The organism is Agromyces litoreus, assembly GCF_040496015.1.
GTDB classification, from domain to species: Bacteria; Actinomycetota; Actinomycetes; order Actinomycetales; family Microbacteriaceae; genus Agromyces; species Agromyces litoreus.
Map to the genome: position 1 here is coordinate 61,859 of NZ_JBEPKA010000007.1, position 26,077 is coordinate 87,935.

Sequence of the window (26,077 nt, forward strand, 5' to 3'; positions counted from 1 at the left end):
CGCCGTGGCGCCGAGCCGGCCGCGGCGACTCGCCTAGTCGGGGTCCCGTTCGACCCACATCTCCGGCCAGTACCGGTAGATGCTGTGGCCGTGCTCGCGGATGCGCTCGTCGGCCTCGGCCTTGAAGGCGAGGCTGCGCGCCTTCGCCTCCGCCTGGTCGCCGACCAGCAGGACGACCTCGTTCTCGCCGAGCTGCCCGGCGTCGCCGCGAAGCTCGAGGAGGACGCGGAACGTGCCGGACGCATCATCCGGAAGCTCCCAGCTCACGGGACAGACCCGGACGGAACTGTCCGCCGGGATGTCGACGCTCGACGACCCTGAGGCGACGGTCGCCCCGGTCGCGTCGACCACGCTCCACTCGAGCACCGGCGTACCGAGGTCGCGCTGCAGGTCGTTCACGACCCACGCCGACGCCTCGAAGCGCTCCCCCGGCGACCAGCGGCGCTTCGCGAACTCGAGGCTCGGCAGCACGGGTTGGTAGGTGCGGCGCAGCCAGTCGAAGGACGCCTTCTTCCTCCCGTAGTAGTCGATGACGCCCCACTTGATGTCGGGCACATGGGTCATGAAATGGCACAGCGAGACGCCGCTCATCTTCGGCTTGCGCCGACGGTAGGTCTCGAGCGCGAACTGGATGACGGTGCCCTGCGCGACCTGCGTGGCCTCGACGAACTCCTCGAGCCCGCCGTCGCGGAACTCGCCGAAGACCTCGAGGTTGATCGCCTTCAGCATGTCGATGTCGGCCCAGTGGTACGCCCAGCTCACGCCCATCGGCCAGAGCTCGTCCTCCGGGATGAATCGCCGGAGGCTCTCGACGTCCGGCGCCGACGCCGCGGTGAGCTCGGGGATGATCGCGCAGTCGAGCGCCGGGTAGTACTCCTCCATGAACTCGGCGCCGCACTGGTAGTAGTGCTCGTTCGCGTGCATGCTCTCGTTCGGCTTGAAGCCCAGGCGCTGCCCGGCCTCGGAGCTGAGCGGCGACGCGAGCCCGTACGGCACGTTCGTGCGGGTGGCCACCGCGTCGCCGATCGCCCGCATCAGGGCGAGGTTGCCGCTGCGCTCGTGGGCGCCCGAGAAGAAGACCTCCTCGCCGCCCATCCAGAAGATCTGCGACGGATGGTTCCGCCGCGCGTCGACGACCGCGAGGCACTCCTCCACGACCCCGGCCACGAACTCGGGGTCGTCGGGGTAGGCCTGCGTCGCGAGGCTGAAGTTCGTCCACACGGTGATGCCGGCCTCGTCGCAGAGCCGGTAGAACTCGGACGTCTCTGGCGGGTGCCAGCCGAAGATGCGCAGGTTGTTGATGTTCGCCTCGCGCACCAGCGCGACGCGGTCCTCGTACTTCTGCAGCGAGTTGCGGCCGTAGAGGAACGACGGCTGCCCGCCCCAGCACGCGGAGCGCAGGAAGTGGCGCTTCCCGTTGATCGTGAAGGTCCACGGGAACTCGACCTGCTCCTCGGTGAAACCGGGGTTCCGACGCATCTCGACCTCGCGCAGGCCGATCCGCTCGGTCGCCGCATCGAGCGGCCCCTCCTCGTCGCGGACCTCCACCGCCAGGTCGTAGAGGTTCTGGTCGCCCATGTCCCACGGCCACCAGAGCCGGGCGTCGTCGACGTCGAGCTGCACGCTCACCGAGCTGCGTCCGGGCGCCGCGACCACCGAGACCTCGGTGCCGACCTCGTCGACGTCGACGTTCCAGCCCCGGAGGACGGTCGCGAGTGCGACCTCGCGCTCGACATCGCCGTGGTTGACGAGCTCCGCGGTCACGGCGACGCTGGCGTGGTCGTCGCCCTGCACCGTGACATCCGAGCGGATCGCGTCGATGCGGACCGGACCGGTCGCCTCGAGCCGCACGGGGCGCCACATGCCGAAGGGCACGAGCCCCGAGAAGTAGTCGCCCGAGAAGTTGACCTTCTTGCCGCCGCAGTTGCGGTAGTTCTTCGGCGGCGGGTCGAGCTTGACCATGAGCATGTTGGCGCCGTCGCGCCAGTCCTCCCAGCTGACGAGGTCGGTCACGTCGAACTCGAACGACGAGAACATCCCCTCGTGCCGGCCGAGGTGCGTGCCGTTCAGCCACACGTCGCAGCTGTAGTCGACGCCCTCGAAGATCAGCCTGATGATGCTGCCGCGCATCTCGGGATCGACGGCGAAGCGGCGGCAGTACCACCACTCGTACTCGGCCACCCACTTCGCCCGGTGCATGCCCCGGCCGACGTACGGGTCGTCGATCTCGCCCGCGCGCTGCAGGTCGGTGTAGACGTCACCGGGCACCGACGCGAAGTTCCAGCTGAAGTGCGTGCCCTGGTACTCGGCGGGCAGCAGGTGCAGCCCCTCCTCCACGCCGCGGCCGGGCCGCATCCGCTCCATCTGCCAGCGATGACCGCTCAGGTCCTGCTCGACGCGTCCCACTGCTGCTCCCTTGCACGTGATCGATTGCGCGCGACCGGATCGGCCATGGTGCGCAGGATCAGAATACCGGTTTTTCACCCCCACGTCATGCCGGCGTCGAATTCCGCCGATGACGCGCGACGAAAGTGGAAAACCGGTTGATTAACGATGGAAAAGCGGTTTACCATCGGCGATGGTGACGTTCCTGAACCGCAGGGGCGCGCTCGGGGCCGACGGCGACCCTCGTGCAGGTGCGTTCCGCCGCCGGGTCCATGACCAGGAAGGGACGCAAGGTGACCTCGAACCGAACACGCTCGACGTTGCGCAACTCGCGATTCGGCACCACTCGAACCCGGGCCCGCGCGCTCGGAACCGCGACCACCCTCGCCACCGCGGTCGCCCTGGCGGCGACGGCGATCGGCGGTCCGGCCTCGGCCGCCTCCGAGGGACCGGACCTCGGCGACGAGACGATGCTGTACGACTTCAACACCCCGACCCTTCCGAGCGAAGTGACCTCGGCGAACGCGACCCGGACCCGCGTGGGCGACGAGGACGGACAGTTGCGCGTCGACTTCCAGACCTCCAGGGCCTTCTACACGAACTTCCGGCTGGCCCCGAGCACGCCCTGGGACCTCTCCGGCTCGAAGTCCGTCGGCCTCGCGATGGATCTCAGCAACCCGACCGACCGGTCCACCCAGCTGATCGTCGACATCGCGTCGACGAACGGTGGCGCGACGCGCAGCCTCAACGTGCCCGCCCACAGCTCCGGCACCTACTACGTCGACATCGCGAGCCCGGCGACGGCAGTCGACTCGGGCCTGCGTGCCGACCCCTCCTGGCTCGCCGACAAGTCCGTGCAGCAGGCGGTCTGGATGTGGGGACGCAAGGACATCGACCCGTCGAGCATCCTCCGTGTCACGCTGGGCGTCGCCGGCGCGATCCACGACAAGACCGTGGTCGTCGACAACATCCGCGTGGCGCGCGACGCTCCTGCCGATCCCGACTACCTCACGGGCGTCGTCGACAAGTACGGCCAGAACGCGAAGTCCGACTTCCCCGGCAAGGCCTACGAGAACTCCGACCTGAAGGACCAGCGCGACCAGGAGGCGGCCGACCTCGCCGCGAACCCCGTCCTGCCGGACCGCTCCGCGTTCGGCGGCTGGGCCGATGGACCCCAGCTCGAGGCCACCGGCTACTTCCGCACGGAGAAGGTGGACGGCACGTGGGCGCTGGTCGACCCCGAAGGGCACCTGTACTTCTCGACGGGCATCGACAACGCGCGTCTCTTCGACAGCCAGACCATGACCGGGTACGACTACGACCATTCGCTCCTCCCGGACTTCGAGGAGGACTACGTGGGCGGGCGCACCGCCGCGACCCCCGAGGACCTCAACCGGCTCTCGGGGCCCGTCGTGGACACCCGCACGAAGGTGGACGACGTGCGCGCCGGGCTCTTCGAGACGCTGCCCAAGCTCGACAAGAAGGGCCGCGACCACTACGGCTACGTCCCCCACACCTTCGCGGGGCCGCTCCCGCAGGGTGAGACGTACCACTTCTATCGCCAGAACCTCGAGCTGAAGTACCCGGGTCACAAGAACGCGCCGTCCTACGTCGACACCTGGCGGGACAACACGGTCGACCGGATGCTGAGCTGGGGCTTCACCTCGTTCGGCAACTGGGCCGACCCTCCCCAGTACGTCAACGGACGGATCCCGGTCTTCGCTCACGGCTGGATCACCGGCGACTACAAGACGGTGACGCCCGGCGGATGGGGTCCCATGCCGGACCCGTTCGACCCCGCGTTCCGCGACGCCACCCGGGCGACGGCCGAGGCCGTCGCCGAGGAGACCGGAACCGAGAACCCGTGGCTGGTCGGCGTGTTCATGGACAACGAGAAGAGCTGGGGAAACACCGGCAACTTCGCGAACCGCTACCTGATCACGATCGCGGCGCTCGGCCTCGACGTGACGGAGAGCCCGACCAAGGCGGAGTTCAGCCGGCTGCTGAAGGAGAAGTACAGCACGATCGGTGCCCTGAACACGGCTTGGGGCACCGCCATCCCGTCGTGGGAGGCGTTCGACGCCGGCACCTTCGACCAGGGCACGGCGACCAACAAGAAGACCCCGGACTTCCAGTGGTTGACCAAGGTCTACGCCTCGAAGTACTTCGAGGTCGTCGACTCCGAGCTCGACCGCGTGCTGCCGAACAACCTGTACATGGGTCCGCGCTTCGCGAGCTGGGGTCGCACCCCCGAGGTGCTCGAGGCGGCGAAGGAGTACGTCGACGTCATCGCCTACAACGAGTACGAGGAGGGCCTGCACCCGTCGACGTGGGGCTTCCTCAAGGACCTCGACATGCCGAGCCTCATCGGCGAGTTCCACATCGGCACCCTCGAATCGGGCAGCTTCCACCCGGGTCTCGTCTCGGCGGGCTCGCTCGAGGAGCGCGGCACCATGTACGCCGAGTACATGGAGAGCGTCATCGACAACCCCTACATGGTCGGGGCGCACTGGTTCCAGTACGTCGACTCGCCGATCAGCGGCCGGCAGATCGACGGTGAGAACTACAACATCGGGTTCGTCTCGGTCACCGACCGGCCGTACGAGGACATGGTCTCGGCGGCGCGGAAGGTGAACGGCGAACTGTACGACCGGCGCTGGGGCGGACTGGACTAGTCCGGCCGACGCCCAGGGGGCCGTCCGCTCGTCGGAGCGGGCGGCCCTCGCAGGCATTCCGAGGAAGGGACCAGGGATGGCATCGAACCGTCCGAACGTCGTGGTGATCGTCGCCGACGACCAGGGCTACGGCGACTTCGGCTTCACCGGGAACCCGTGGCTGCGCACCCCGGAGTTGGACCGCCTCGCCGCGGACTCGGTGCGGCTCGACGAGTTCCACACCGACCCCATGTGCGCGCCGAGCCGGGCGGCCCTCCTCACCGGCGCCCACTCGGCGCGTGCGGGCGTCTGGAGCACGCTCTCGGGCCGGTACTTCCTCAGCCGCGACCTGCCGACCATGGCCGACCGGTTCCGCGACGCCGGATACCGGACCGGGATGTTCGGCAAGTGGCACCTCGGCGACGCGACGCACTACCTGCCGCACGACCGCGGCTTCGACGAGGCGCTCTACCACGGCGGCGGTGTGATCGGCGAGATGCCCGACCACTGGGACAACGACTACTTCGGCGGCGTGTTCCGCCGCAACGGCCGGCCCGAGCGCGTCGTCGACACGTACTGCACCGACCTCTGGTTCGGCGAGGCGACCGCGTTCATCGAGCGCAGCGTCGAGGCCGGCACGCCGTTCCTCTGCTACCTGCCGGTCAACGCCCCGCACGTGCCCTACGACGTGCATGAGCGCTACGCGGAGCCCTACCTGGCGCAGGGCGTGCCCGAGGACCGCGCCCGGTTCTTCGGCATGATCGCGAACATCGACGAGAACGTCGGACGCCTGCGCGAGCGGCTCACCGCGCTCGGCGTCGCGGAGGACACCATCGTCGTCTACCTGGGCGACAACGGCACGGACGGCGGTGCGACCGTCGACGGCGAGGGCACGCTCGCCGACGGCTACAACGCCGGCCTGCGCGGCAAGAAGTGCTGGGCGACCGACGGCGGGCACCGGAACCTGTGCCTGCTGCACTGGCCGGCGGGCGGATGGACCGGCGGGCGCGACATCCGCACCGTCACGGCGCACTTCGACCTGCTGCCGACCCTCGCGGCCCGCTGCGCGCTGGACGCGCCGCACGACGCCGCGCTGGAGGGCCGCGACCTGTCGCGGCTGCTCGAGGGGGACGACGACCCGTCGCTCGAGGAACGGGCGATCGTCGTGCACAACCAGCAGCGCGACAACCCGGTGAAGGACAAGGACTTCGCGGTCCTCACGCGCGACTGGCGTCTCGTGCAGACGACCGAGTGGGGGCCGGGGCGGCGCGAGCTGCATGCCGCCGACGACACCGCGCAGCGGCACGATCTCGCCGACGTGCACCCCGACGTGGTCGAGCGGCTCGGCGCGGTCTACGACGCCTGGTGGGACGGCCTCGACGACGCCTTCGACCAGGCATGGCCCGCGTACCTCGAGACCGGCGGCGAGGAGGTCACCCTCACGGCCCACGCGTGGCACGGCACCGAGGACCGCCCCGGCATCTACGACCAGGACCACTGCCGCACGGGCGAGATCGCGAACGGGTACTGGCTGGTCGAGGTCGTCGACCCCGGCCGGTATCGATTCGAGCTGCGACGCTGGCCCCGCGAGGTCGACCGGCCCATCACGGCGGGCCTGCCGGCGCGCACCGGGATCCCGCACGTGGGTGACCGCCCTGCGGGCGTCGCGCTGTCGATCCGCACCGCGCGGATCTCGGTGCGACCGGATGACGCGGATGCCACGGCCCTGTCGGAGGCGACGACCGACGTCGGCGACGCCGCTCACGCGGTCGTGCACGCGTGCGACCTCCCCGCCGGCCGCCTGCGGATCCAGACCTGGTTCACCGACGATGGCGGCGTCGAGCGCGGCGCGTACTACCTGTACGCGACGCGCGTCGACAGCTGAGCGCTGCGCCGGCTCAGGCGTAGTTGAGGTAGACCGTGCGCCGCTGCAGGTAGCTCTCGATGCCGTACACGCCGTCCTCGCCGGCCGTGCCGCTTCGCTTGTGCCCGGAGTGATAGCCCTGGATGTACCCCGTGATCTGCTGGTTCACGAAGACGGTGCCGACCTCCATGTGGTTGATCGCGTGGAAGACCGTGTTGACGTCGCGCGTGAAGATGTACGCCGACAGTGCGTCCTCGCGGTCGTTGCAGATCGCGAGCGCCTCGGCGTAGTCCTTCACCGTGACGATCGGGATGATCGGGCCGAAGATCTCGGTGGTGGCCAGGGGCATCTCACGGGTCACTCCGCTCACGACGGTCGGCAGGTACCAGTGGCCGCCGGCGAAGCTCGGGTCGGTGGGGCGCGAGCCGCCGACCTCGACCGTCGCGCCCATCTCGACGCTGCCGCGGAGCAGTCCGTCGATGCGCTCGACGCTCGCGCCGGTCGCGCTCGGGCCCATGCCGTCACCGACGGCGGGATCGGCGAGCCGCATCTCGCGCACGCGCTCGACGACCCGGGCGGTGAACTCCTCCGCGATCGCCTCGTGCACGAGCACGAGCTCGTTGCAGATGCACACCTGGCCGGCGTTGACGAACCTCGACGTCACTGCGGCGTCGACCGCCTTGTCGAGGTCGGCGTCGTCGAGCACGATGAACGACGCCTTGCCGCCGAGTTCGAGCACGAGGCCGGGGATGTTGTCGGCGACCGACCGGAAGATGGCCTGGCCGGCGCGCGTGCTGCCCGTGAGCGAGACCAGGCGCGTGTGCGGGTGGGTCACGAGCGCGGAGCTCGCCTCGATCCCGGACCCGGTGACGACGTTGAGCACGCCGTCCGGCAGGCCGATCTCCTTCGCGAGTCGCACGAACTCCGAGGCGGTGACGGGGGTCGCCTCGTGGGGCTTCAGCACCATGGTGTTCCCGGTCACGAGCGCCGGGCCGACCTTGCGCCCGATGAGCGCGAGGGGGTAGTTGTACGCGCACATGCCGACGGTCGCGCCGTAGGGCACGCTCTGGATCCAGAGCTGCTCGTTCGGCTGCTCCGACGGGAAGATCTTGCCCTCGATGCGGCGCGCGGCCTCGGCGGCGTAGGTCAGGTAGGTCACGGTGTCGGTGACCTCGGCGTCGGCCTCGCCGACCGGCTTGCCCTGCTCGCGCACGAGCAGGTCGACGAAGTACTCGCGGTGCTCCTCGACCGCCTCGGCGAGACGACGGACCCAGCGTCCGCGTTCGACGGCGGGGAGCTCCGCCCATGCGGGCTGCGCGGCGTGGGCGCTCTCGACGGCGCGCACCGCGTCCTCGGCGCCGAAGTCCGGCACGGTGGCCCAGATCTCGCCGGTCGCCGGGTTGTCGACCTCGACGAGCGCCGTGGAGGCCGCCTCGACGGCGGCCCCGTCGATGTAGCAGGGGTAGTGCTGAATCTCGGCCATTCGGTTGCCCGATCCTCTCGTTCGTGGGCCCGGCGACGGCGCCGGGCGGTTCGCGGGTGCGCGCCGTGTGATCGAGGTCATCGACCTTCGAACACCGGCACGCGCTTCTCCAGGAACGCCGCGAGTCCCTCCGCGGCATCGTACGTGCCGGCGAGCGGGGCACCCTCGCGTTCCTCGACCGCCAGGGCCGGCCCGAGGTCGAGGTCGGCACCGTCGTGCAGCGCGCGCTTGGTGGCCGCGAGCGCGAGCGGTGCCCCGAGGGCGAGGCGGTGGGCGAGCTCTGCGGCCCGTTCGTCGAACTCGGCTGCCTCGTGCAGGCGCGACACGAGCCCCCACGCGAGCGCATCCCGGGCGGTGAACCGCTCGCCGGTCAGCAGCAGCTCGGCGGCCCGCGCCCGGCCCACGATGCGGGGCAGGCGCTGGGTGCCGCCGTTGCCCGGGATCAGCCCGAGGGCGATCTCCGGCAGCCCGAGCGTGAAGCCCGAGTCGGCGGCGATCCGGATGTCGCAGGCCAGCGCGAGTTCGAGGCCGCCGCCGAGCGCGTGCCCGGCGAGCTCGGCGATGAAGACGAGGCGGGACGACTCGATGCGTGCGCAGCTCGCCCTGGCGGCATCCGCGAGGGCCCGACGCTCGGCGACGGTCGCGGAGGTGTACGCCCGCAGGTCCGCCCCCGCCGAGAAGAACTTCGCGGAGGCGCTGCGCAGCCGGACGACCCGGACCCGCCGGTCCGCCTCGAGCGCGTCGATCGCCTCGACGAGCTCCTCGTGGCACGCGATCGTGTACGCGTTGGCCGGCGGGCGGTCCAGGGTGATGGTCGCGATCGCGTCGTCGACGCGGACGTCGGCCCACTCGCGGGCCGGCGTGGCCCATCGCGGCGCGACCGACGAGAGCTCGGGATACGACACGACGCCTACTTCCCCGCGCCGGCGGTCACGCCCGAGACGATCTTCCGCTGGAAGACCAGGAACAGCACGAGCAGCGGCAGGGAGCCGAGCACCGCGGCGGGGAAGAGCTGGTCGGGCAGCACGTTCTGGTTCCCGACGAACCGGTACACCGAGATCGTCACCGTCTGCTTCGACGGGTCGGTGAGCAGCAGCAGCGGGTAGGTCAGGTCGTTCCAGACGAAGAGCATCACGAAGAGCGACAGCGTCGCGGTCGCCGGGCCGAGCAGGGGCCGGACGATGCGCCAGAAGACCTGCCAGTCGTTGCAGCGGTCGAGCCTGGCGGATTCCAGCAGCTCCTTCGGGATGGTGCTCATGAAGCCGATGTAGAAGAAGATCGCGAGCGGCAGGTTCAGTGCCGCGTACGCGAGGATGATGCCCTGGTAGGTGTTCAGCAGTCCGAGGTCGCGGAAGATCACGTAGATGGGCGTGATCGTCACGAAGTTGGGCGTCGCCATGCCGAGCGCGACGACCATGATCATGATCCGTGTCCACCATCCCGCTCGCATGACGATGGGGAAGGCGGCCATCGAGCCGAGCAGCGCCGTGAGCACGACGACCGCGACCGTCACGACCACCGAGTTGAAGATGGCCTGCAGGTAGTCCATGCCCGAGAACGCACGGGCGTAGTTCTCCCACGCCGGATCGAGCGGCAGGCCGATGGGCGACTGCGCGATCTCGGTGGGCGTGCGCAGCGACATCGTGATCATGTAGAGCACGGGCAGCAGCATGATCGCCACGATGACGAGGACCCCGCCGTTGGCGAGGATGCGCCCGGCGCGGGATCGCCCCGCGAGGGTTCGGCGAGCGGTCATGAGACGTCCTCACGCTTCCTCAGGTACCAGTTCTGCAGCATCGCGATCACCACGATCACGACGAGCATCACGATCGACAGCGCCGAGGCGAAGCCGAAGTCGAAGTTCCGGAACAGCTGGTAGATGATCTCGAGGCTCAGCGTCTGCGTCGCGCCGTCCGGGCCGCCCCGCGTCATGATGAAGGGCAGCTCGAAGGTCTTCAGCGTGCCGATGGTCGACAGGATGATGTTGATGGTGAACGAGCGCGCGAGCAGCGGGAGCTCCATGTGCCGGAACCGCTGCCACGACGACGCCCCGTCCAGGCGCGCGGCCTCGTCGATCTCGGGCGAGATGGCGGCGTAGCCGGCGAGGAAGATCGCCGTCGTGTAGCCGGTGAACATCCAGACGTGCGCGATCGCGATGGCGTACAGGGCGGTGTCGGGATTGCCGAGCCAGCCCTGGGCGACGGCGTCGAGGCCGACCGAGCGCAGCACCGCGTTCAGTCCGCCGGAGAACGGCGAGTAGATGAACTGCCAGACGAACCCGACGACGACGAACGACATCATGGCGGGCGTGAACAGCGCCGCCCGGCTGAAGTTCCGCACCGCGGGGAGCCGGTAGAGCAGCGCGGCCATCACGAGGCCGGCCAGGGTCTGCACGACGACCACGACGATCGTGAACTTGATCGTGATCCACAGCGACTCGAGGTAGTCGGATCGGGTGAAGATCTTCTCGTAGTTCTCGCCGCCGATGAAGGCCGCGTCGCCGACCCCGGTGAAGTCGGTGAGGCTCATCTGGACCGTTCGGATGATCGGGTAGATGAAGAACACGACGAGGAAGATGATCGCCGGTGCGGCGAAGAGGATCACCGACCGCGTCGACATCTGAGCGACGCCGCGCGCGCGTTTCCGCGGCGCGGATGGGGCGCGCCGCGCCCGGCCCGCCGGAACCTCCGGACGGGCCGCGCGCGGCGCGGTGACGGCGGGCATGTCAGTTCGAGTCGGCAACCGACGTGTCCCAACGCTCGAGCACCGAGTCAGCCGGCTTCGACGAGTCGAGCAGGTACGCGGTGAGGCTGTCCCAGATCTCCTGCTCGAGCGGCTTCGGCCACTCGAGGGTCGAGAACGGGTACATGATCGTCGCACCCGCGGTGCGGGCCTCGTCGTAGGCGGCGGTCAGCTCGGGCGTGCCGCTCGCTCCGTCGTCGAACGGCGAGTACGCCGACTCGGCGTCGAGGAGCACCTGTAGGTTCTCCGCGTCGGCGAAGAAGTCGACGAACGTGCGGGCGGCCTCCTGGTGCTCGCTGGCCTCGGCGACCGACCAGCCGATGCCGAACAGGTCGAGCGCGACACCGGGGCCGTCGGCTCCGGGGATCGGCGTGAACACGTAGTTCAGGCCGTCGACCTGGTCGAAGGCGGCGATGTTCCACGCGCCCTGCGGCATCATCGCGAAGTTGCCCGCCTGGAACTCGGTGAGCGCGGTGCTCCAGGGGTCGAGGCCGGACTGCGCGGACGCGTCGAAGCACTGCGCGTCGGCGAGCTCGCCGATCAGGTCGATGCTGTCGTTGAAGGAGGCGTCGTCGACGAAGGACGCGTCGCCCGAGCCGAGGGCGCTGGGCGCCTCGCTCGAGGACTCGAGCCCGTTCGCGATGACGGTGAGCGGCGCCGAGAAGCCGCCGGTGAAGATCATCGGGTTGATGCCGGCGTCGGCGAGCTTGCCGCACGCCTCCTTCAGCTCGTCGATCGTGGCGGGCGGGGCGTCGACCCCGGCCTCGGCGAGCAGGTCGGTGTTCACGAAGTTGCCCATGCCGATCACCTCGAGCGGCATGATGTAGGCCGCACCGTCGCTGGTGAGCGTCGTCTGGAGCGGGTCGGGGATCCGGCCGTACCACTCGGAGTCGGTGCCGAGGTCGGCCAGGAGCCCCTGGTTGCCCCACTGGTCGACGAGCGCCATGTCGGTCATCATGACGTCCGGCGGGTTGCCGCCCTGCAGTCGGGGCGGGAGCACCACGTCGGTGTCGCCGCGGCCGATGTAGGTGAGCTCGACGGTGATGTCGGGGTTCTCGGCCTCGAACTTCTCGATGAGCTCGGGCAGGCCCGCGGGCTCGGCCTCGTTCCCCTTCCAGGCGCTGACCTCGATCGTGACCGGGCCGCTTTCGCCGCCCTCGTCGGAACCGCCGCCGCTCGTGCAGCCTGCGGTGACCAGCGCCGTCGCCGTCGCGATGACGACGAGCGGCATTCTCGTGATGGACATGCGTTCCCCTACTTCCTTGTACGTGGGAGAGTCGTCGCGCCGGTGACGCGTTCAAGACCTCACTGTATCTGAACAACCGGTTTTTCACTAGGTTTCCCGGTCGGATTCATCGATCACGGATGCGTAACGGACTGGCGCGCGCCGCGAACGGAGGTCGACGATGCGCGACGTTCCCGCAGTCGATCGAGGCGGCGTGCCGCCGCTCCGGGCCCGCGACCGCAGGTCGACGCCGGTCGCCGCCGGTCGCCGGCGCGGAGGACGGGCGCCCTCGATCCCGCTGGCCGCATCCAGGTCACCGACGCGATGGTACGGGAAAACCGACCCTCGTGCACAATCGTTTGACCACCCCTCGTTTCGAGCCTATGATCTGATGAATCGAGCCGGTCCGCGCAGAGGACGCGGAAGGTTTCCCACCGCCCCGATGGAGAACGAGCTCCCCGGGGCCCGCGCGAGGTGCTCGGTGCGATCCACCCCGACGAGGAGCGACATGCCCACCATCACCGGAGTCCGGACGATCGACGTCCGCTTCCCCACCTCCCTCCAGCTCGACGGCTCCGACGCCATGAACAAGGACGGCGACTACTCGGCCGCCTACGTGATCCTCGAGACCGACGAGCCCGGCCTCGCCGGGTACGGGTTCACGTTCACGATCGGCCGTGGCAACGACATCTGCGTGCTCGCCGCCGAGCGGCGGGCGGCCCCGCTCGTCGGCCGGTCCGTCGAGGAGCTCGTCGGCGACCTCGGCGGGATCTACCGCGAGTTCAAGTCCGACTCGCAGCTGCGCTGGCTCGGACCGGAGAAGGGCGTCATCCACCTCGCGACCGCGGCCGTGATGAACGCCGTGTGGGACCTCGCGGCGCGCGTCGCGCAGAAGCCGCTGTGGCGGCTGCTCTCGGAGATGACCCCGGAGGAGCTCGTCGACGTCGCCGACCTGCAGTACCTCGGCGACGTGCTCACCCGCGAGGAGGCGATCGCCATGCTCGCCGAGCTCGCCCCCACGCGCGCCGAGCGGATCGCGGACCTCGAGCGCACCGGCATCCCGTGCTACACGACGAGCGCCGGATGGCTGGGCTTCTCGGACGACAAGATGCGCGCCCTGCTTCGCCAGGCCGTCGACGACGGCTACACGCACGTCAAGCTCAAGGTCGGCGGCGACCTCGAGGACGACGTGCGGCGCTGCGCCATCGCCCGCGAGGTCATCGGCTGGGATGCGTCGCTCATGGTCGACGCCAACCAGGTGTGGGACGTCCCCGAGGCCATCGAATGGATGCGCCACCTGGCCCCGTTCAAGCCGAAGTGGATCGAGGAGCCGACGAGCCCCGACGACGTGCTCGGGCACGCCGCGGTGCGCGAGGCCGTGCACCCGATCGGCGTCGCAACCGGCGAGCACGGCATGAACCGGGTGCTGTTCAAGCAGATGTTCCAGGCCGGCGCGATCGACTACTGCCAGCTCGACGCCGCGCGCCTCGCGAGCGTCAACGAGATCATCGCGGTCTACCTGCTCGCGAAGAAGTTCGGCGTGCCGGTGTGCCCGCACGCCGGCGGCGTGGGCCTCTGCGAGCTCGTGCAGCACCTCTCGGCGTTCGACTACGTGGCCGTGTCGGGCACGCTGGATGACCGCATCACCGAGTTCGTCGACCACCTGCACGAGCACTTCGTCGACCCGTGCATCGTCGAGCGCGGCGCGTACCGCCTGCCGAGCGTCCCCGGCTACAGCGCGGAGATGCACGAGGCGTCGCTGGCCGCGTACGCGTACCCCGACGGGAGCTACTGGGCCGGTGCGGCGGAACGCTCGCCCGAGCCGGCCGCCGCCTCGGCGGCGGAGTCGGAACCCGCGGCGGTCGCGGCGTCGTGACCGCCGAGGAAGTCCTCGACGCCGAGCAGGTGCGCCGCCATGCGGATCCTGGCGGCGTCGGGGTCGCGACGGCGGATCGCGGCGAGGATCTCGACGTGGTCGGCATGCGTGCGGGCCTCGGCGCCCTCCTCGCGGATGGCGCGCCACATGCGGGCACGGATGGTCCGCCCCGCGAGCGCCTCGATGAGGCCCCCGAGCACGGGGTTGCCCGACGCGGCGGCGATGACGCGGTGGAAGGCGATATCGGCCTCCATGAAGGCGGAGTGGTCCGACGAGTCGGCCGCGAGGAGCTCGGCGGCGTCGGCGAGCGCGCGGTCCGCCTCGGCGAACGCGTCGTCGTCCATGCGCAGCGCCGCCTGTGCCACGGCCTCGGACTCGAGCACGCGACGGACGGCCTGGAGTTGGCGCGCCCCGCCGGGTGCCTGCATCTCGACCAGGAAGCTCATCGGCGCGAGCAGCAGCGACGGGTCGAGCGAGGTCACGTACGTGCCGTCGCCCTGCCGGGTCGTCAGCACGCCCATCATGCACAGGGCGCGCACGCCCTCGCGCAGCGGCCCCCGCGAGACCTGCAGCCGTTCCGCGAGGTCGCGCTCGATGGGCAGGCGGGCGCCGGGGACGAGCTCGCCCGACAGGAGCATGGCCCTGATGCCCTCGACCACCACGTCGGTCTGGGACGGCGCGCCCTGCCGCCGGAGCTTGGCGTCGGTCATCCGACCATCGTAGGGTTCTGCGCACCACGACCGGCGTGGGCGCAGTCGTTCGACGCGAGCGGCGCGACCCGGCGAGCACGCATGAAGGAGGTCGGCGCATGATGCGCACGCGCGAGGTCCGCGGGCTCCCGCTCACCGAACTCGGGCTCGGGATGGCCCAGCTCGGCAACCTGTACCGCGAGACGACGGACGAGGAGGCCCGCTCGGCGATCGACGCGTCCTGGGACGCCGGCGTCCGCCTGTTCGACACGGCGCCGCACTACGGCCTCGGCCTCTCGGAGGAGCGCGCCGGGCGGATCCTCGGCGAGCGGCCGCGCGACGAGTTCGTGCTGTCGACGAAGGTCGGACGAGTGCTCGTGCCGAACCCAGACGGCGCGGGCGCGCTCGACGACGAGGGGTTCGCGGTTCCCGCGACCCGGCGGCGCGTGCGCGACCACTCGCGCGACGGCGTGCGCCGTTCGATCGACGCGAGCCTCGGCCGCCTCGGTCTCGATCGGATCGACATCGCCTACCTGCACGACCCCGAGGAGGGGTCCGAGGCGTCGGCGCTCGACGAGGCGCTTCCGGCGCTGGCCGAGCTGCGCGACGAGGGCGTGCTCGGCGCGATCGGCGTCGGCACGAAGGACGCCGGGTCCGCCGCGCGCCTCACCGCGGGCGCCGACCTCGACCTCGTGATGATCGCGGGCCGCTACACGCTCCTCGACGCGTCGGCCGAAGCCGAGCTGTTCCCTGCCGCGGCGCGCGCGGGGACGGCGATCGTCGCCGTTGGCGCCTACAACTCCGGGATCCTCGGACGCGAGCGGCCCGGCGCCGACGGCCGGTACGAGTACGGCTCCGCGCCGGCCGACCTCGTCGATCGCGCGCGGCGCATCGCCGACGTGTGCGAGGCGCACGGCACGACCCTGCCCGCCGCGGCGATCGCGTTCTGCCTGCGGCATCCGCTCGTCGTCTCGGTGGTCCTCGGCGCCCGCAACGGCGCCCAGGCCCGCGCCAACGCCGAACGCCATGCGGCCGGCGTGCCCGACGACCTCTGGACCGAGCTCGACGAGCGCGGCCTGCTCCCCGACGCCGAGAACCAGGAGGCCCCCGCATGAGCGAGACCCCGCGCCGCGTCGCGTCGATCATCGAGCTCGACCCCGACCGCATCGAGGAGTACGAGCGGTACCACGCCGCGGTGTGGCCGGGCGTGCTCGACCGTCTGCGAGCGAGCAACGTGCGCAACTACTCGATCTACCGCCACGGCGCGATGCTCTTCAGCTACCTCGAGTACGTCGGCGACGACTACGACGCGGACATGGCCGCGATCGCGGCCGACCCCGAGACGCAGCGCTGGTGGGACGTCATGATGCCCATGCAGCGGCCCCTCGCCGAGCGCGCCGAGGGCGAGTGGTGGATGGAGCTGCCCGAGGTCTTCCACCTCGACTGAGGTCGCCCACCTCGACTGAGGTGGCCCCGTGCGCGGCGACATCCGGCACTCGCGGCGGGTCAGCGATCGACCGGCTCGCTCCGCCCCGCCCGCTCGAGGTCGCGCCGGGTGGGCATCCCCTCCCAGTCACCCAGCACGCGGCAGGCGTGGGCTCCGGCGGCCGCGGCCGTCGCCAGGCGGTCGGCGACCGGACGCCCGGCGATGACGTCGGCCAGGTACGCGCCGACGAACGCGTCGCCCGCACCGACCGTGTCGAGCACGTCGACCGGGACGGCGGCGACGCGGTGCGGCTCGCCGTCGACGAGCGCGACGGCGCCGTCGGCGCCGAGCTTGATCACGACCGACGTCGGGCCCAGCTCGGCGATCCGCTCGGCGAGCTCAGCGGGGTCGGCCCCGTCGACGATGATGCGAGCCTCGTCGTCGCCCGCGAAGAAGTAGGTGCAGGCGCGGGCGAGCTCGGCGTACACGGGCGCCGCCGCCTCCGCCGACCAGAGCTTCGAGCGGTGGTTGACGTCGAACGAGATCGGCACGCCCGCGTCCCGCGCGCGCGCGACGACCGACCGCACGGTCTCGAGCGCCGACGCCGAGAGGGCCGGCGTGATGCCCGTGACGTGCACGATCGCCGCGTCCTCGACGAGGCCCTCGGGCACGTCGGCAGGGCTCAGCCGGCTGGCCGCGCTGCCCGCGCGGTAGTACAGCACCTGCGCGGTGCCCGCCGCCGGGCGTCCCTTGACCATCAGGCCCGTCGGGGCGGATGCGTCGATCGCGGCGTGCGCGGTGACGTGCTCGGCGCGGAGCTCGCGCAGGATCATCCGGCCGAGGTCGTCGTCGCCGACCCGGCTGACCAGGTGCGTCGTCGTGCCGAGGCGCGACGCGGCGATCGCGACGTTGCTCTCGGCCCCGCCGAAGCCGAGCTCGAGGTGCGCGCCGCGTGAAAGCGTGCCGACCGCGGTCGCCGCGGCGAGCGCGAGCGACTCGCCCACCGTCATCAGGTACCCCGTCATCGCCCCGCCTCCTGCCCCACGGCCTCGACCGTACGCCGAACCGCCTCGCGCACGGCGTCGGCGCCCCGCTCGACGAGGTCGGGCTTGACCATCCAGCTCCCGCAGACCGCGTCGACCGCGGGCCGGCGCAGGTACTCGGGGGCGTCCGCCAGCGTGATGCCGCCGCTCGGCAGGAACCGCACGTCGCCGAACGGCGCGGCGAGCGCATCGATCGCGGCCGATCCGCCGAGGAGCGAGGCGGGGAAGAGCTTGACCGTGCCGAGGCCGAGCTTCACGGCGCGCTGCAGCTCCGACGCCGTCGCGATGCCGGGGTACACGGCCACACCACGTTCGAGGCAGGCGGTGACGAGGTCGTCGTCCAGACCGGGACTCACGATGAAGCAAGCCCCGGCGTCGACCGCGCGGTCGAGCTGCGCGATCGTCGTGACGGTGCCGGCGCCGACGAGCAGGTCGCCGCGGGCGGCGAGGGCCCCGATCACCTCGGCGGCGACGGGCGTGCGGAACGTGACCTCGGCCACCGGCAGGCCGCCCTCGACGAGGCCGTCGCCCAGGGCCGCCGCGTCGGCGGCGGCCCGGGCGACCACCACGGGCAGGACCCGCAGTTCGGCGATCCGGCTCCCGACGTCGGTCATCGGCCGAGCCATCCGCCGTCGACCGGGATCGTCGCACCCGAGACGTAGTCCGACGCGCGGCTGGAGAGGAACACGACCGCGCCGGCCAGGTCGTCGGCGCGTCCCCATCGGCCGGCGGGGATGCGGTCGAGGATCGCCGTCGAACGCGATTCGTCGTCGCGCAGCGCCTGCGTGTTGTCGGTCGCGATGTAGCCGGGGGCGATCGCGTTGACGTTCACGCCGCCCGCGGTCCACTCGTTGGCGAGCGCCTTCGTGAGGCCGGCGATCCCGGACTTCGAGGCGGTGTAGCCGGGAACCGTGATGCCGCCCTGGAAGCTCAGCAGCGAGGCGGTGAAGACGATCTTGCCGTAGCCGCGGCGCAGCATGTCGCCGCCGACGGCCTGGCTCAGCACGAACTGGCTCGACAGGTTGACCTCGAGGACCTCGTCCCAGTCGGCGAGCGGATGCTCCGCGGCCGGCGCCCGGCGGATGGTGCCCGCGTTGTTCACGAGGATGTCGACGTCGAGGCCCGCGAGCGTCTCGCCGAGCTCGACGACCGCGGCCCGGTCGCGGAAGTCGGTCGTCATCGCGCGGAAGGAGCGGCCGTGCGCGGTGACCCGGCGCTCGACCTCGCTGCCCTCCGCCTCGAGCGAGGCGCTCACGCCGATGACGTCGGCGCCGGCCGCGGCGAGCGCCTCGGCCATCGCCAGTCCGATGCCCCGGCGGGCGCCCGTGACGACCGCGGTGCGTCCGGTCAGGTCGAACAGGTTCATCGTCCGGCCCCCGCGTCCTGGACGTCGACGAGGATCTTCATCGCGCCTCCGGCTCCGAGCGCGGCGAACGCGTCCGCCGTCTCGGAGAGCGGGACGACGCGGGTGATCAGCGCCTCGACGGGGATCTCGCCCTCGGTGAGCAGCTCGATCGCCCGGTCGAAGTCGCGGCGCTGGTAGACCCGGGCGCCGACGATCGTGAGCTCGCGCCAGAACACGCGCTGCAGGTTGATCGGCCGCGGCTCGGGGTGGATCGCGACGACGACGATGCGCCCCCGCACGCGGGCGAAGTCGACCGAGCCGAGCACGGCGGCGGCCGCGCCCGAGACCTCGAACACCACGTCGGCGCCCGCTCCCCCGGTCCACGCGTCGACCCACGCGACCGCGTCGCCGCGCGGGTCGAGGGTCTCGAACCCGAGGGCTTCGACGGCCGCGCGGCGGTGGTCGTCGAGCTCGACGACCACGACCTCGGCGCCGAAGGCGCGCGCGACCGAGGCGATGAGCACGCCGATGGGGCCGCCGCCGATGACGACGGCGCGTTCGCCGGGCTCGAGCTCGGCGCGGCGCACGTCGTGCACGGCCACCGCGGTCGGTTCGACGAGGGCGGCGTCGCGCAGGCTCAGGCGTTCGGGAAGCGCCACCAGCAGGTCGGCGGGCACGTTCCACCGCGACTGCAGGGCGCCGGGCGAGTCGATGCCGACGAAGTCGAGGTTCTGGCACACGTGCTCGTTGCCGGCACGGCAGGCGGGGCACGTGCCGTCCCAGGCGAGCGGCATGACGGTCACGTGGTCTCCGGCGCTCCAGCCGTCGACGCCGGGACCGATCTCGGCGATCGTGCCGCTCATCTCGTGCCCGATCACGGCCGGGGTGGTGACCCGCGCGTCCATGTGCCCGTGCAGGATGTGCAGGTCGGTGCCGCAGATGCCGTTGTACGCGACCGCGATCTGCACCTCGCCCTCGGCGGGCGGGCGCGCCTCGACCTGCGCGATCTCGATCCGGCCGTCGCCGACGTACCGCGCGGCCGCCTGCGTCGTGGTCGTCGTGTCGCTGTCCATCACCGTGGAACCACCTCGTGTCTCTCGTGTCTCATGTTCTTCAGGGGTGCGGATCGCGGGCCTCAGCGCCGGACCCGCAGGTGCGTGACCCCGCCGTCGACCTCGAGGGCCGTGCCCGTCGTCGATCCGGCGTCGGGGCTCGCGAGGTAGAGGATGGCGCCGGCGACCTCGTCGGGCGTGACCATCCGCCCGGTCGCCTGGCGCGCGTCGAGCGCCGCGCGCTCGGCCGCCGGGTCGTCGAACCCCTCGAGGAAGCGGTCGACGAACGGCGTCGCGACGGTCCCGGGGCTCACCGCGTTCACGCGGACGCCCTCGGCGACGTGGTCGGTCGCCATCGCGTAGGTCAGTGCGAGGACGGCGCCCTTCGACGCGTTGTACAGCGCCCGTCGCGGCAGCCCGTTGAGCGCGCCGATCGAGCACAGGTTCACGATCGCGGCGTGCTCGGAGTCGCGCAGGTGCGGCAGCGCCGCCGCCGAGACGCGGGCCACGCCCGTGACGTTCAGGTCGAGCACGCGCGCCCAGTCCTCGTCGGCGAGTTCCTCGACCGTGCCGATGGCGCTCACGCCGGCGTTGTTCACGAGGATGTCGAGCCCGCCGAAGCGCTGCACCACGGCGTCGATCGCCGCCTGCACCGACGCCCGATCGGTGACGTCGGCGACGAACCCCTCGATGCCGTCGGGCAGCCCCTCCGGTCGCACGTCGAGCACGGCGACCCGGGCACCGGCGCCGGCGAGCGCACGGGCGGTCGCGAGGCCGATCCCGCTCGCTCCGCCGGTCACGACCGCGACGAGCCCGTCGAACCCGGTCATGCGGGCACCAGTTCCTGGCGGGCCCGGCCGAGTCCGTCGATCTCGAGCTCGACGACATCCCCCGCGCGCAGGTAGGGCTCGTCCGGCCGGCCGAGCGCGACGCCCGCCGGCGTGCCGGTGTTGATCACGTCGCCGGGGTGCAGCACCATGAAGCGGCTGAGGTACCAGACGACGTGCCGGACGGGGAAGATCATGTCGGCGGTCGTGCCGTCCTGGCGCAGCTCGCCGTTGACGTGGAGCCGCATGCCGAGCGACTGCGGGTCGCCGACCTCGTCGGCCGGCACGAGGACGGGGCCGAGCGGGTTGAAGGTCTCGCAGCTCTTGCCCTTGTCCCACTGCCCGCCGCGCTCGAGCTGGAACTCGCGCTCGGACACGTCGTGCGACAGCGCGTAGCCGGCGATGACCGCGTCGGCGTCGTCGGGCGAGTCGAGGTAGCGGGCGGTGGCGCCGATGACGACGGCGAGCTCGACCTCCCAGTCGGTCTTCGTCGATCCCCGCGGGATGCGCACGGGGTCGTTCGCCCCCACCACGGTCCACGGGTCCTTCATGAACACCACGGGCTCGGCGGGGATCGGCGTGCCGGTCTCCTCGGCGTGGTCGCGGTAGTTCAGGCCGATGCAGACGACCTTGCCGGGTCGCGCGATCGGTGCGCCGACGCGCAGGCCGTCCGCGTCGAGCTCGGGCAGCCGTCCGGCGGCGAGCGCCGCGCGCGCGGCGGCCACGCCGCCGGCCGCGAGGAACGCGCCGTCGATGTCCGCCGTCACGGGTCGGAGGTCGTAGGTCGCCTCGCCGACGCGCAGCACGGGGATCTCGTGGCCGGGCTCGCCGAGCCGCGCGAGGCCGACGGGGGTCGCCGGGGTGAAGCGGTCCATGCGGCTCACGAGACGACCCGCGTCCCACCGAGCCGGATGCCCTCGGTGTCCTGCGACTCGTGCGCGGCCTCGACGACCGCCATCGTGCGCAGCACGTCGTCGACGGAGGTCGGCAGCGACGGCGCCGAGCCCTCGACGAAGCGCTGGACGGCCCCCATCGACCCGATGAAGGCGTCGGGGAACCAGGAACCCTCGAACGGCACGGCCTGCCACCCGGCCTCCCGGTCGTCGAGGAGCGCGAGCTCGAGCGCATCCGGTCCGCCCGTCGGGTAGTCGAGCAGGAGGCCCATCTGGGCGCGGATCGCGCCCTTCGTGCCCTCCCACTTGATGAAGCTCTCCTCGTGCGCCGGGCCGAACGCGTGGTCGTGGTTCGTGCTCACGGTGACCCGGATCGGCCGGTCTCGGTAGCGCATCACGATGAGCGAGCGGGTGTTCGCGATCTCGGGCTTGTCGGGGTGCGGCACCGTGACGGCGCTGACCGAGTCGGGGTCGCCGAGGAACGATCGGATGAGGTCGACGTAGTGCACCGAGTGCATGTTGATCTCGAGCCGGTCGAGGCCGAACACGTGCGGGAACAGGTGCCAGGGCGTGTCGACCGAGACCCGGATCTCGAGGTCGACGAGGTCGCCGATCACGCCCTCGGCGATGAGCCGACGCGCCTCGGCGACGTAGGGCGCGAAGCGCAGCTGCGTGTTCACGGCGGCGACGAGCCCCTTGCGGTGGCAGAGGTCGCGCAGCACCTCGCCCTCGGCGAGCGTCTGGCCGAGCGGCTTCTGGATGAGCACGGGCGCGCCGTCGGGGAGCTGCTCGAGCGTCTCGAGGTACTGCTCGGGCATGAGCGCGATGTCGTAGACGGCGTCGGCTGGCGCGGCGGCCACGGCCTCGGCGACCGTGCCGAACACGTGCTCGATGCCGTACTCGTCGGCCAGCGCCTGCGCCCGCGCGACCGTGCGGTTCATGATGCCCCGGACCGGGTAGCCCGCCTTCCGGTACGCGGGCAGGTGGGCGTCCTTGACGATCCCCCCGGCGCCGAGGATGACGATCGGCCGGGGATGCTCGGGCAGCCGGAGCGTGTACGCCTCGGCGGGGTGCCGTTCGGGTCGGTCGGTCACGTCGGCGGTCATCCCTTCACGGCTCCCACGGTCTGCCCGCGGATGAGGTAGCGCTGCGCGCCGATGAACACGGCCAGCAGCGGCACCATCGAGATCACGGTCGCGAGCGCGAGCTGCGGCATGTAGAGCTTCACGTCGAGGCCGGCGGCCACGGTCGCGTTGAAGAGCGGGCTCGCCCCGATGAGCTCCTGGATCCCGATGGAGATCGTCTTGTTGTCCTGATTGGAGGTGAGCAGGGCGAGCGGCAGGAAGAAGTTCGTCCAGTTCGCCACGAACGAGAAGAACGCGATGAGCGCCGTCACCTGCTTGCTGATGGGCAGGGCGACCTGGAAGAACGTCCGGACCTCGCCGAGGCCGTCGATGCGCGCCGCCTCGACGAGCTCGGGCGGCATGGTCGTCATGAAGTGGATGTAGCTGAGGTACACGCCGAACGGGAAGAAGCCCATGATCACCGCGACCGGCCAGAGCTGGCCGACGGCGCCGATCGCGTTGACCTCGAGGAACAGCGGGATGACGAGCACCGTGTTCGGCATCACCATCGCGAGCAGGGTGGCGAACAGCCAGAACCGCCGCAGCCGGAAGCGGAGCCGGGCGAGCGCGTACCCGGCCGGCAGCGCCGCGACGAGCGCGAGCACGCCGCCGACGACCGCGACGATGAGCGAGTTCATGATCCAGCGGAGGAAGAGCCCGCCGCTGCCGGGCCCGAAGCCCATGAGCTGGCCCCAGCTGTAGATCGCGTTCTGGATCGACATGCCGCCGAGGCCGAGGAACCCGTCGCCGCCGGACTCGATGCCCTCCTGGCTGCGGAAGGCGAGCGCGATGAAGCCGACGATGGGCAGGATGAACGCCGCCGCGAACAGCAGCATGACCGACACTCGGGCGACGCGGCCGGCGCTCCAGCGGCGCGAGCCGACGATGCGATGGGTCTCGGTGGCGCTCATCGGTTCCGCTCCTTCTCGTCGCCGAACAGTCCACTGCGGAACACGATGATCATGCCGATCGCGAGCGTGATCACGAGCAGGATGATCGACATCGCCGCTGCGGCGGGGAAGTTCCGGTTGGTGAACGCGAACGCGTACCCGAGCTGCGTCGGCGCCCATTCGCTGTCGATCGAGCCCGAGGAGATCTGCCGCATCAGGTAGGGCTCGAGGAAGAGCTGGAACCCGTAGGCGAGGTTCATGAGCGCCGCGTAGCCGATCCACGGGCGGATGAGCGGGAGCTTCACGCGCCAGGCGAGCTGCCAGGCGTTCGCCCCGTCGAGCGCCGCGGCCTCGTAGATCTCGTCGGGGATGCCGTTGAGCCCGCCGTTGACGATGACGATCCAGGTGCCGAGGCCCTGGAAGAACAGCATCGCGGTGAGGATCAGCGGCAGGTTCTCCGTGGTGACGACCTCCTTGAGGTTCGTCATGCCGAGGTCGAGCCAGAGGAAGGCGATGGGCGACTGCGCGGGGTTCAGCAGGTACACCCAGAGCACGAAGTTCGCGATGCCGGCGAGGGCTCCGGGGATGTAGTACACGAACCGCATCGCCCCGCCGAAGCGGCCGGGGCTGGCGTGGATCAGCAGCGCCATCCCGACCACGCCGATGATCATGATCGGCAGCCAGATGAGCATGACCGTGAAGATGTTGACGAACGTCGCGAAGAACCGGTAGTCGGTCACGACGGTCACGAACGAGTCGATGCCGCCGAACCCGGTCTGCGGGTTCACGAGGGTGGGCGCCTTCTGCAGGCTGATCCAGAAGGCGTAGCCGATCGGGATGGCGGCCGCCACGAGGAAGAGCAGGATGTAGGGCGCGAGCAGCACGTACGCGCCGCGCGCCTCGGCGCGATGCGGGGCCCGCCTGCGCCGCGTCGCCTTCGATGGTGCGGGCGGTGGAACGGTCGGCTGCGCCATCCGCTCCTCCTTCGCGGTCGTCGTGGTCATGTCGTCATCCTCTTCGATGCGTCGGTCGGAGTCGATGTCCGGGGGATGCGCCCGGGGGCGCCGGCGTCGCGCGCCGACGCCCCCGGGCGGTCGCGCTACTGGACGGTGTAGCCCACCGACTTCGCCTGGTTCACGAGCTCCTCGCCGAACGCATCGATCGCGTCCTGCATGGACCCGCCGGAGATGAGCGTCGGGCTCACGGTCTCGGTCCACACCGAACCCGTGTCGTACAGCATGTACGAGTACGGCTCCACCGCGGCGGCGGCCTCCTTGAACGCCGACTGCACCGTGGCGACGTCGGCCATGTAGCCGTCGGCCTCGAGCTTCTCGAGCCAGTCGTCCTGGATCGGGCCGTAGCCGGGGAGACCGGTCGAGAGCTCGACCTGCCAGCGCGGGTCGGTGTTCACGAAGGTCGCGAACGTGAGCGCGTTCTCGAGCTGCTTGCCGGTGATGTGCGACGAGACGCCCCACAGGCCGCCGCCCTCGTTGCCGGCCGACGGCTCGGACTCGCCCTCCCAGGCCAGCGGTGCCACGGCGCTCATCTCGTCGGCCGGGATCTTCCACGTGTCGCGGAACAGGTAGTTGCCCCACCACACGGCTCCGGGGCTCATCACGAGGTTCACGCCGGCCGCGGCCGCATCGCCGTCGAAGATGCCCTGGGTCGAGAGCGCGCCGCCGTCGTACATCTTCGCGAGCAGCTCGGTCACGCGCACGCAGTTCGGGTCGGAGAGGTCGATGTGCGCCTCGGACTCGGACACGCGCTCGTTGGTCGGGCAGCCCGACGCCTGCAGGTAGCGGTTGATGCCGTAGGCGTCGCCGAGGAAGCCGCTGATCTTCTCGGGGTGCTCCGCCGCGATCTCGACGGCGAGGTCGCCGTACTCCTCCCACGTCGTCGGCACGGTGTAGCCGTTGTCGTCGAAGAACGCCTTGTTGTACCAGAACACGTCGGGCGCGGCGTCGTTGCGCAGGCAGCGGATGCGGCCGTCGAACTCGCAGAACGACAGGACCGCCGGGTCGTAGTCGGCGATGACCTCGGGCAGCAGGTCGGTGAGGTCGGCCGCATAGTTGCTGCTCGAGCTCGTCGCCCAGGCGATGTCGTCGTTCGACGGGAAGAAGATCGCGTCGGGCCAACCGGAGCCGGCGGCGTCGAAGTTCGCGAAGGACTGCTTCACGGTCTTGCCGCCGACCGTGCCGTCGATCTGCACGACGTCGATCTCGATGTCGGGGTAGGCCTCCTGGAAGGCCTCGGCCGCCGGGACGCGGGGCGGGTCGACCCAGACGGTGATCTTGCCGCCCGAGTCGGTCTGCTCGGGCGCGGCGGGCTCGCCCGCGCTGCACCCGGCGAGGACGAGCGCGCCCGCCACGGCGAGGGCTGCGGCCGGTGCGGCCGCGGAGTGGAACCTCGTGGTCTTCATTGACACTCCTAGGGGTGAGTCGGCGCTGACATCACGCCGTCGTGCTGTTCAGGCGGCACCCGACGCCTCTGGGTGCCGTGCTCAAACGTTATCCTATGACGATTGTCAAAGCAAACGTTTGAGCACATCCGTCCGCGATC

General features: G+C 70.9%; 22 protein-coding genes. 5 read left to right on the forward strand and 17 right to left on the reverse strand.

Annotated features, from left to right (window positions below):
* Nucleotides 1–33: 33 nt before the first annotated feature.
* Complete coding sequence (locus tag ABME01_RS07340) at nucleotides 34–2,406, reverse strand: glycoside hydrolase family 2 protein (protein WP_353827727.1); 2,373 nt, start codon at nucleotides 2,404–2,406, stop codon at nucleotides 34–36.
* A 272-nt stretch (nucleotides 2,407–2,678) separates the two neighbouring features.
* Between ABME01_RS07340 and ABME01_RS07345 the strand changes: the two genes are divergently transcribed.
* On the forward strand, nucleotides 2,679–5,060 hold the full coding sequence (locus ABME01_RS07345; RefSeq protein ID WP_353827728.1) for a beta-galactosidase: 2,382 nt from the start codon (nucleotides 2,679–2,681) through the stop codon (nucleotides 5,058–5,060).
* A 76-nt stretch (nucleotides 5,061–5,136) separates the two neighbouring features.
* A complete protein-coding gene (locus ABME01_RS07350) occupies nucleotides 5,137–6,924 on the forward strand; it encodes an arylsulfatase (protein ID WP_353827729.1) in 1,788 nt (595 codons plus the stop codon).
* 13 nt (nucleotides 6,925–6,937) lie between these two features.
* Here the strand turns inward: ABME01_RS07350 and ABME01_RS07355 are convergent, their stop codons facing one another.
* From ABME01_RS07355 to ABME01_RS07375, 5 genes are all read right to left on the reverse strand, one after another.
* The gene (locus tag ABME01_RS07355; protein ID WP_353827730.1) at nucleotides 6,938–8,386 is read right to left on the reverse strand and encodes an aldehyde dehydrogenase family protein; all 1,449 of its coding nucleotides are present in this window, start codon (nucleotides 8,384–8,386) and stop codon (nucleotides 6,938–6,940) included.
* Between the two features lie 77 nt (nucleotides 8,387–8,463).
* Entirely contained in the window at nucleotides 8,464–9,291 is an 828-nt protein-coding gene (locus ABME01_RS07360; protein WP_353827731.1) for an enoyl-CoA hydratase/isomerase family protein, read from the reverse strand.
* A 5-nt stretch (nucleotides 9,292–9,296) separates the two neighbouring features.
* Complete coding sequence (locus ABME01_RS07365; protein ID WP_353827732.1) at nucleotides 9,297–10,142, reverse strand: carbohydrate ABC transporter permease; 846 nt, start codon at nucleotides 10,140–10,142, stop codon at nucleotides 9,297–9,299.
* Nucleotides 10,139–10,990, reverse strand: a complete 852-nt coding sequence (locus ABME01_RS07370) for a carbohydrate ABC transporter permease (RefSeq protein WP_353827733.1) — start codon at nucleotides 10,988–10,990, stop codon at nucleotides 10,139–10,141. The genes ABME01_RS07365 and ABME01_RS07370 overlap by 4 nt, the downstream gene beginning before the upstream one ends.
* A 121-nt stretch (nucleotides 10,991–11,111) precedes the next feature.
* Nucleotides 11,112–12,374: an ABC transporter substrate-binding protein gene (locus ABME01_RS07375; RefSeq protein WP_353827734.1), complete on the reverse strand. Its 1,263-nt coding sequence runs from the start codon at nucleotides 12,372–12,374 to the stop codon at nucleotides 11,112–11,114.
* A 487-nt stretch (nucleotides 12,375–12,861) separates the two neighbouring features.
* Here ABME01_RS07375 and ABME01_RS07380 point away from each other — a divergent pair, with 487 nt between their 5' ends.
* Complete coding sequence (locus tag ABME01_RS07380; RefSeq protein WP_353827735.1) at nucleotides 12,862–14,229, forward strand: L-fuconate dehydratase; 1,368 nt, start codon at nucleotides 12,862–12,864, stop codon at nucleotides 14,227–14,229.
* On the opposite strand, the gene ABME01_RS07385 is transcribed toward ABME01_RS07380, so the two are convergent.
* Nucleotides 14,142–14,939 carry a FadR/GntR family transcriptional regulator gene (locus ABME01_RS07385; RefSeq protein WP_353827736.1) on the reverse strand — a complete coding sequence of 266 codons (798 nt, stop codon included), beginning with the start codon at nucleotides 14,937–14,939 and terminating at the stop codon, nucleotides 14,142–14,144. The two genes, ABME01_RS07380 and ABME01_RS07385, sit on opposite strands and share 88 nt — an antisense overlap.
* 98 nt (nucleotides 14,940–15,037) lie before the next feature.
* Between ABME01_RS07385 and ABME01_RS07390 the strand changes: the two genes are divergently transcribed.
* Both ABME01_RS07390 and ABME01_RS07395 read left to right on the forward strand, forming a co-directional pair.
* Nucleotides 15,038–16,033 (forward strand): aldo/keto reductase, encoded by a 996-nt coding sequence (locus ABME01_RS07390; protein ID WP_353827737.1) that lies wholly within the window; start codon nucleotides 15,038–15,040, stop codon nucleotides 16,031–16,033.
* A complete protein-coding gene (locus tag ABME01_RS07395; protein WP_353827738.1) occupies nucleotides 16,030–16,365 on the forward strand; it encodes an L-rhamnose mutarotase in 336 nt (111 codons plus the stop codon). The genes ABME01_RS07390 and ABME01_RS07395 overlap by 4 nt, the downstream gene beginning before the upstream one ends.
* A 59-nt stretch (nucleotides 16,366–16,424) precedes the next feature.
* Here ABME01_RS07395 and ABME01_RS07400 read toward each other — a convergent pair whose 3' ends face one another.
* The 10 genes from ABME01_RS07400 to ABME01_RS07445 form a co-directional block, all read right to left on the reverse strand.
* Nucleotides 16,425–17,369 (reverse strand): sugar kinase, encoded by a 945-nt coding sequence (locus tag ABME01_RS07400; protein ID WP_353827739.1) that lies wholly within the window; start codon nucleotides 17,367–17,369, stop codon nucleotides 16,425–16,427.
* Nucleotides 17,366–18,001, reverse strand: a complete 636-nt coding sequence (gene eda / locus ABME01_RS07405) for a bifunctional 4-hydroxy-2-oxoglutarate aldolase/2-dehydro-3-deoxy-phosphogluconate aldolase (protein ID WP_353827740.1) — start codon at nucleotides 17,999–18,001, stop codon at nucleotides 17,366–17,368. The genes ABME01_RS07400 and eda overlap by 4 nt, the downstream gene beginning before the upstream one ends.
* On the reverse strand, nucleotides 17,998–18,753 hold the full coding sequence (locus tag ABME01_RS07410) for an SDR family oxidoreductase (protein WP_353827741.1): 756 nt from the start codon (nucleotides 18,751–18,753) through the stop codon (nucleotides 17,998–18,000). The genes eda and ABME01_RS07410 overlap by 4 nt, the downstream gene beginning before the upstream one ends.
* Nucleotides 18,750–19,805: a zinc-dependent alcohol dehydrogenase gene (locus ABME01_RS07415; RefSeq protein ID WP_353827743.1), complete on the reverse strand. Its 1,056-nt coding sequence runs from the start codon at nucleotides 19,803–19,805 to the stop codon at nucleotides 18,750–18,752. Before ABME01_RS07415 ends, ABME01_RS07410 begins: the two co-directional genes overlap by 4 nt.
* A 62-nt stretch (nucleotides 19,806–19,867) precedes the next feature.
* Nucleotides 19,868–20,614, reverse strand: a complete 747-nt coding sequence (locus tag ABME01_RS07420; protein WP_353827744.1) for an SDR family NAD(P)-dependent oxidoreductase — start codon at nucleotides 20,612–20,614, stop codon at nucleotides 19,868–19,870.
* Entirely contained in the window at nucleotides 20,611–21,486 is an 876-nt protein-coding gene (locus ABME01_RS07425; protein ID WP_353827745.1) for a fumarylacetoacetate hydrolase family protein, read from the reverse strand. Before ABME01_RS07425 ends, ABME01_RS07420 begins: the two co-directional genes overlap by 4 nt.
* Before the next feature lie 5 nt (nucleotides 21,487–21,491).
* Nucleotides 21,492–22,610, reverse strand: coding sequence for a Gfo/Idh/MocA family protein (locus ABME01_RS07430; RefSeq protein ID WP_353827746.1), 1,119 nt, complete (start codon nucleotides 22,608–22,610; stop codon nucleotides 21,492–21,494).
* Nucleotides 22,607–23,539, reverse strand: coding sequence for a carbohydrate ABC transporter permease (locus ABME01_RS07435; protein ID WP_353827747.1), 933 nt, complete (start codon nucleotides 23,537–23,539; stop codon nucleotides 22,607–22,609). Before ABME01_RS07435 ends, ABME01_RS07430 begins: the two co-directional genes overlap by 4 nt.
* Entirely contained in the window at nucleotides 23,536–24,522 is a 987-nt protein-coding gene (locus ABME01_RS07440; protein ID WP_353827748.1) for a carbohydrate ABC transporter permease, read from the reverse strand. The genes ABME01_RS07435 and ABME01_RS07440 overlap by 4 nt, the downstream gene beginning before the upstream one ends.
* Before the next feature lie 95 nt (nucleotides 24,523–24,617).
* Nucleotides 24,618–25,937 (reverse strand): ABC transporter substrate-binding protein, encoded by a 1,320-nt coding sequence (locus ABME01_RS07445; protein WP_353827749.1) that lies wholly within the window; start codon nucleotides 25,935–25,937, stop codon nucleotides 24,618–24,620.
* Nucleotides 25,938–26,077 lie beyond the last annotated feature (140 nt).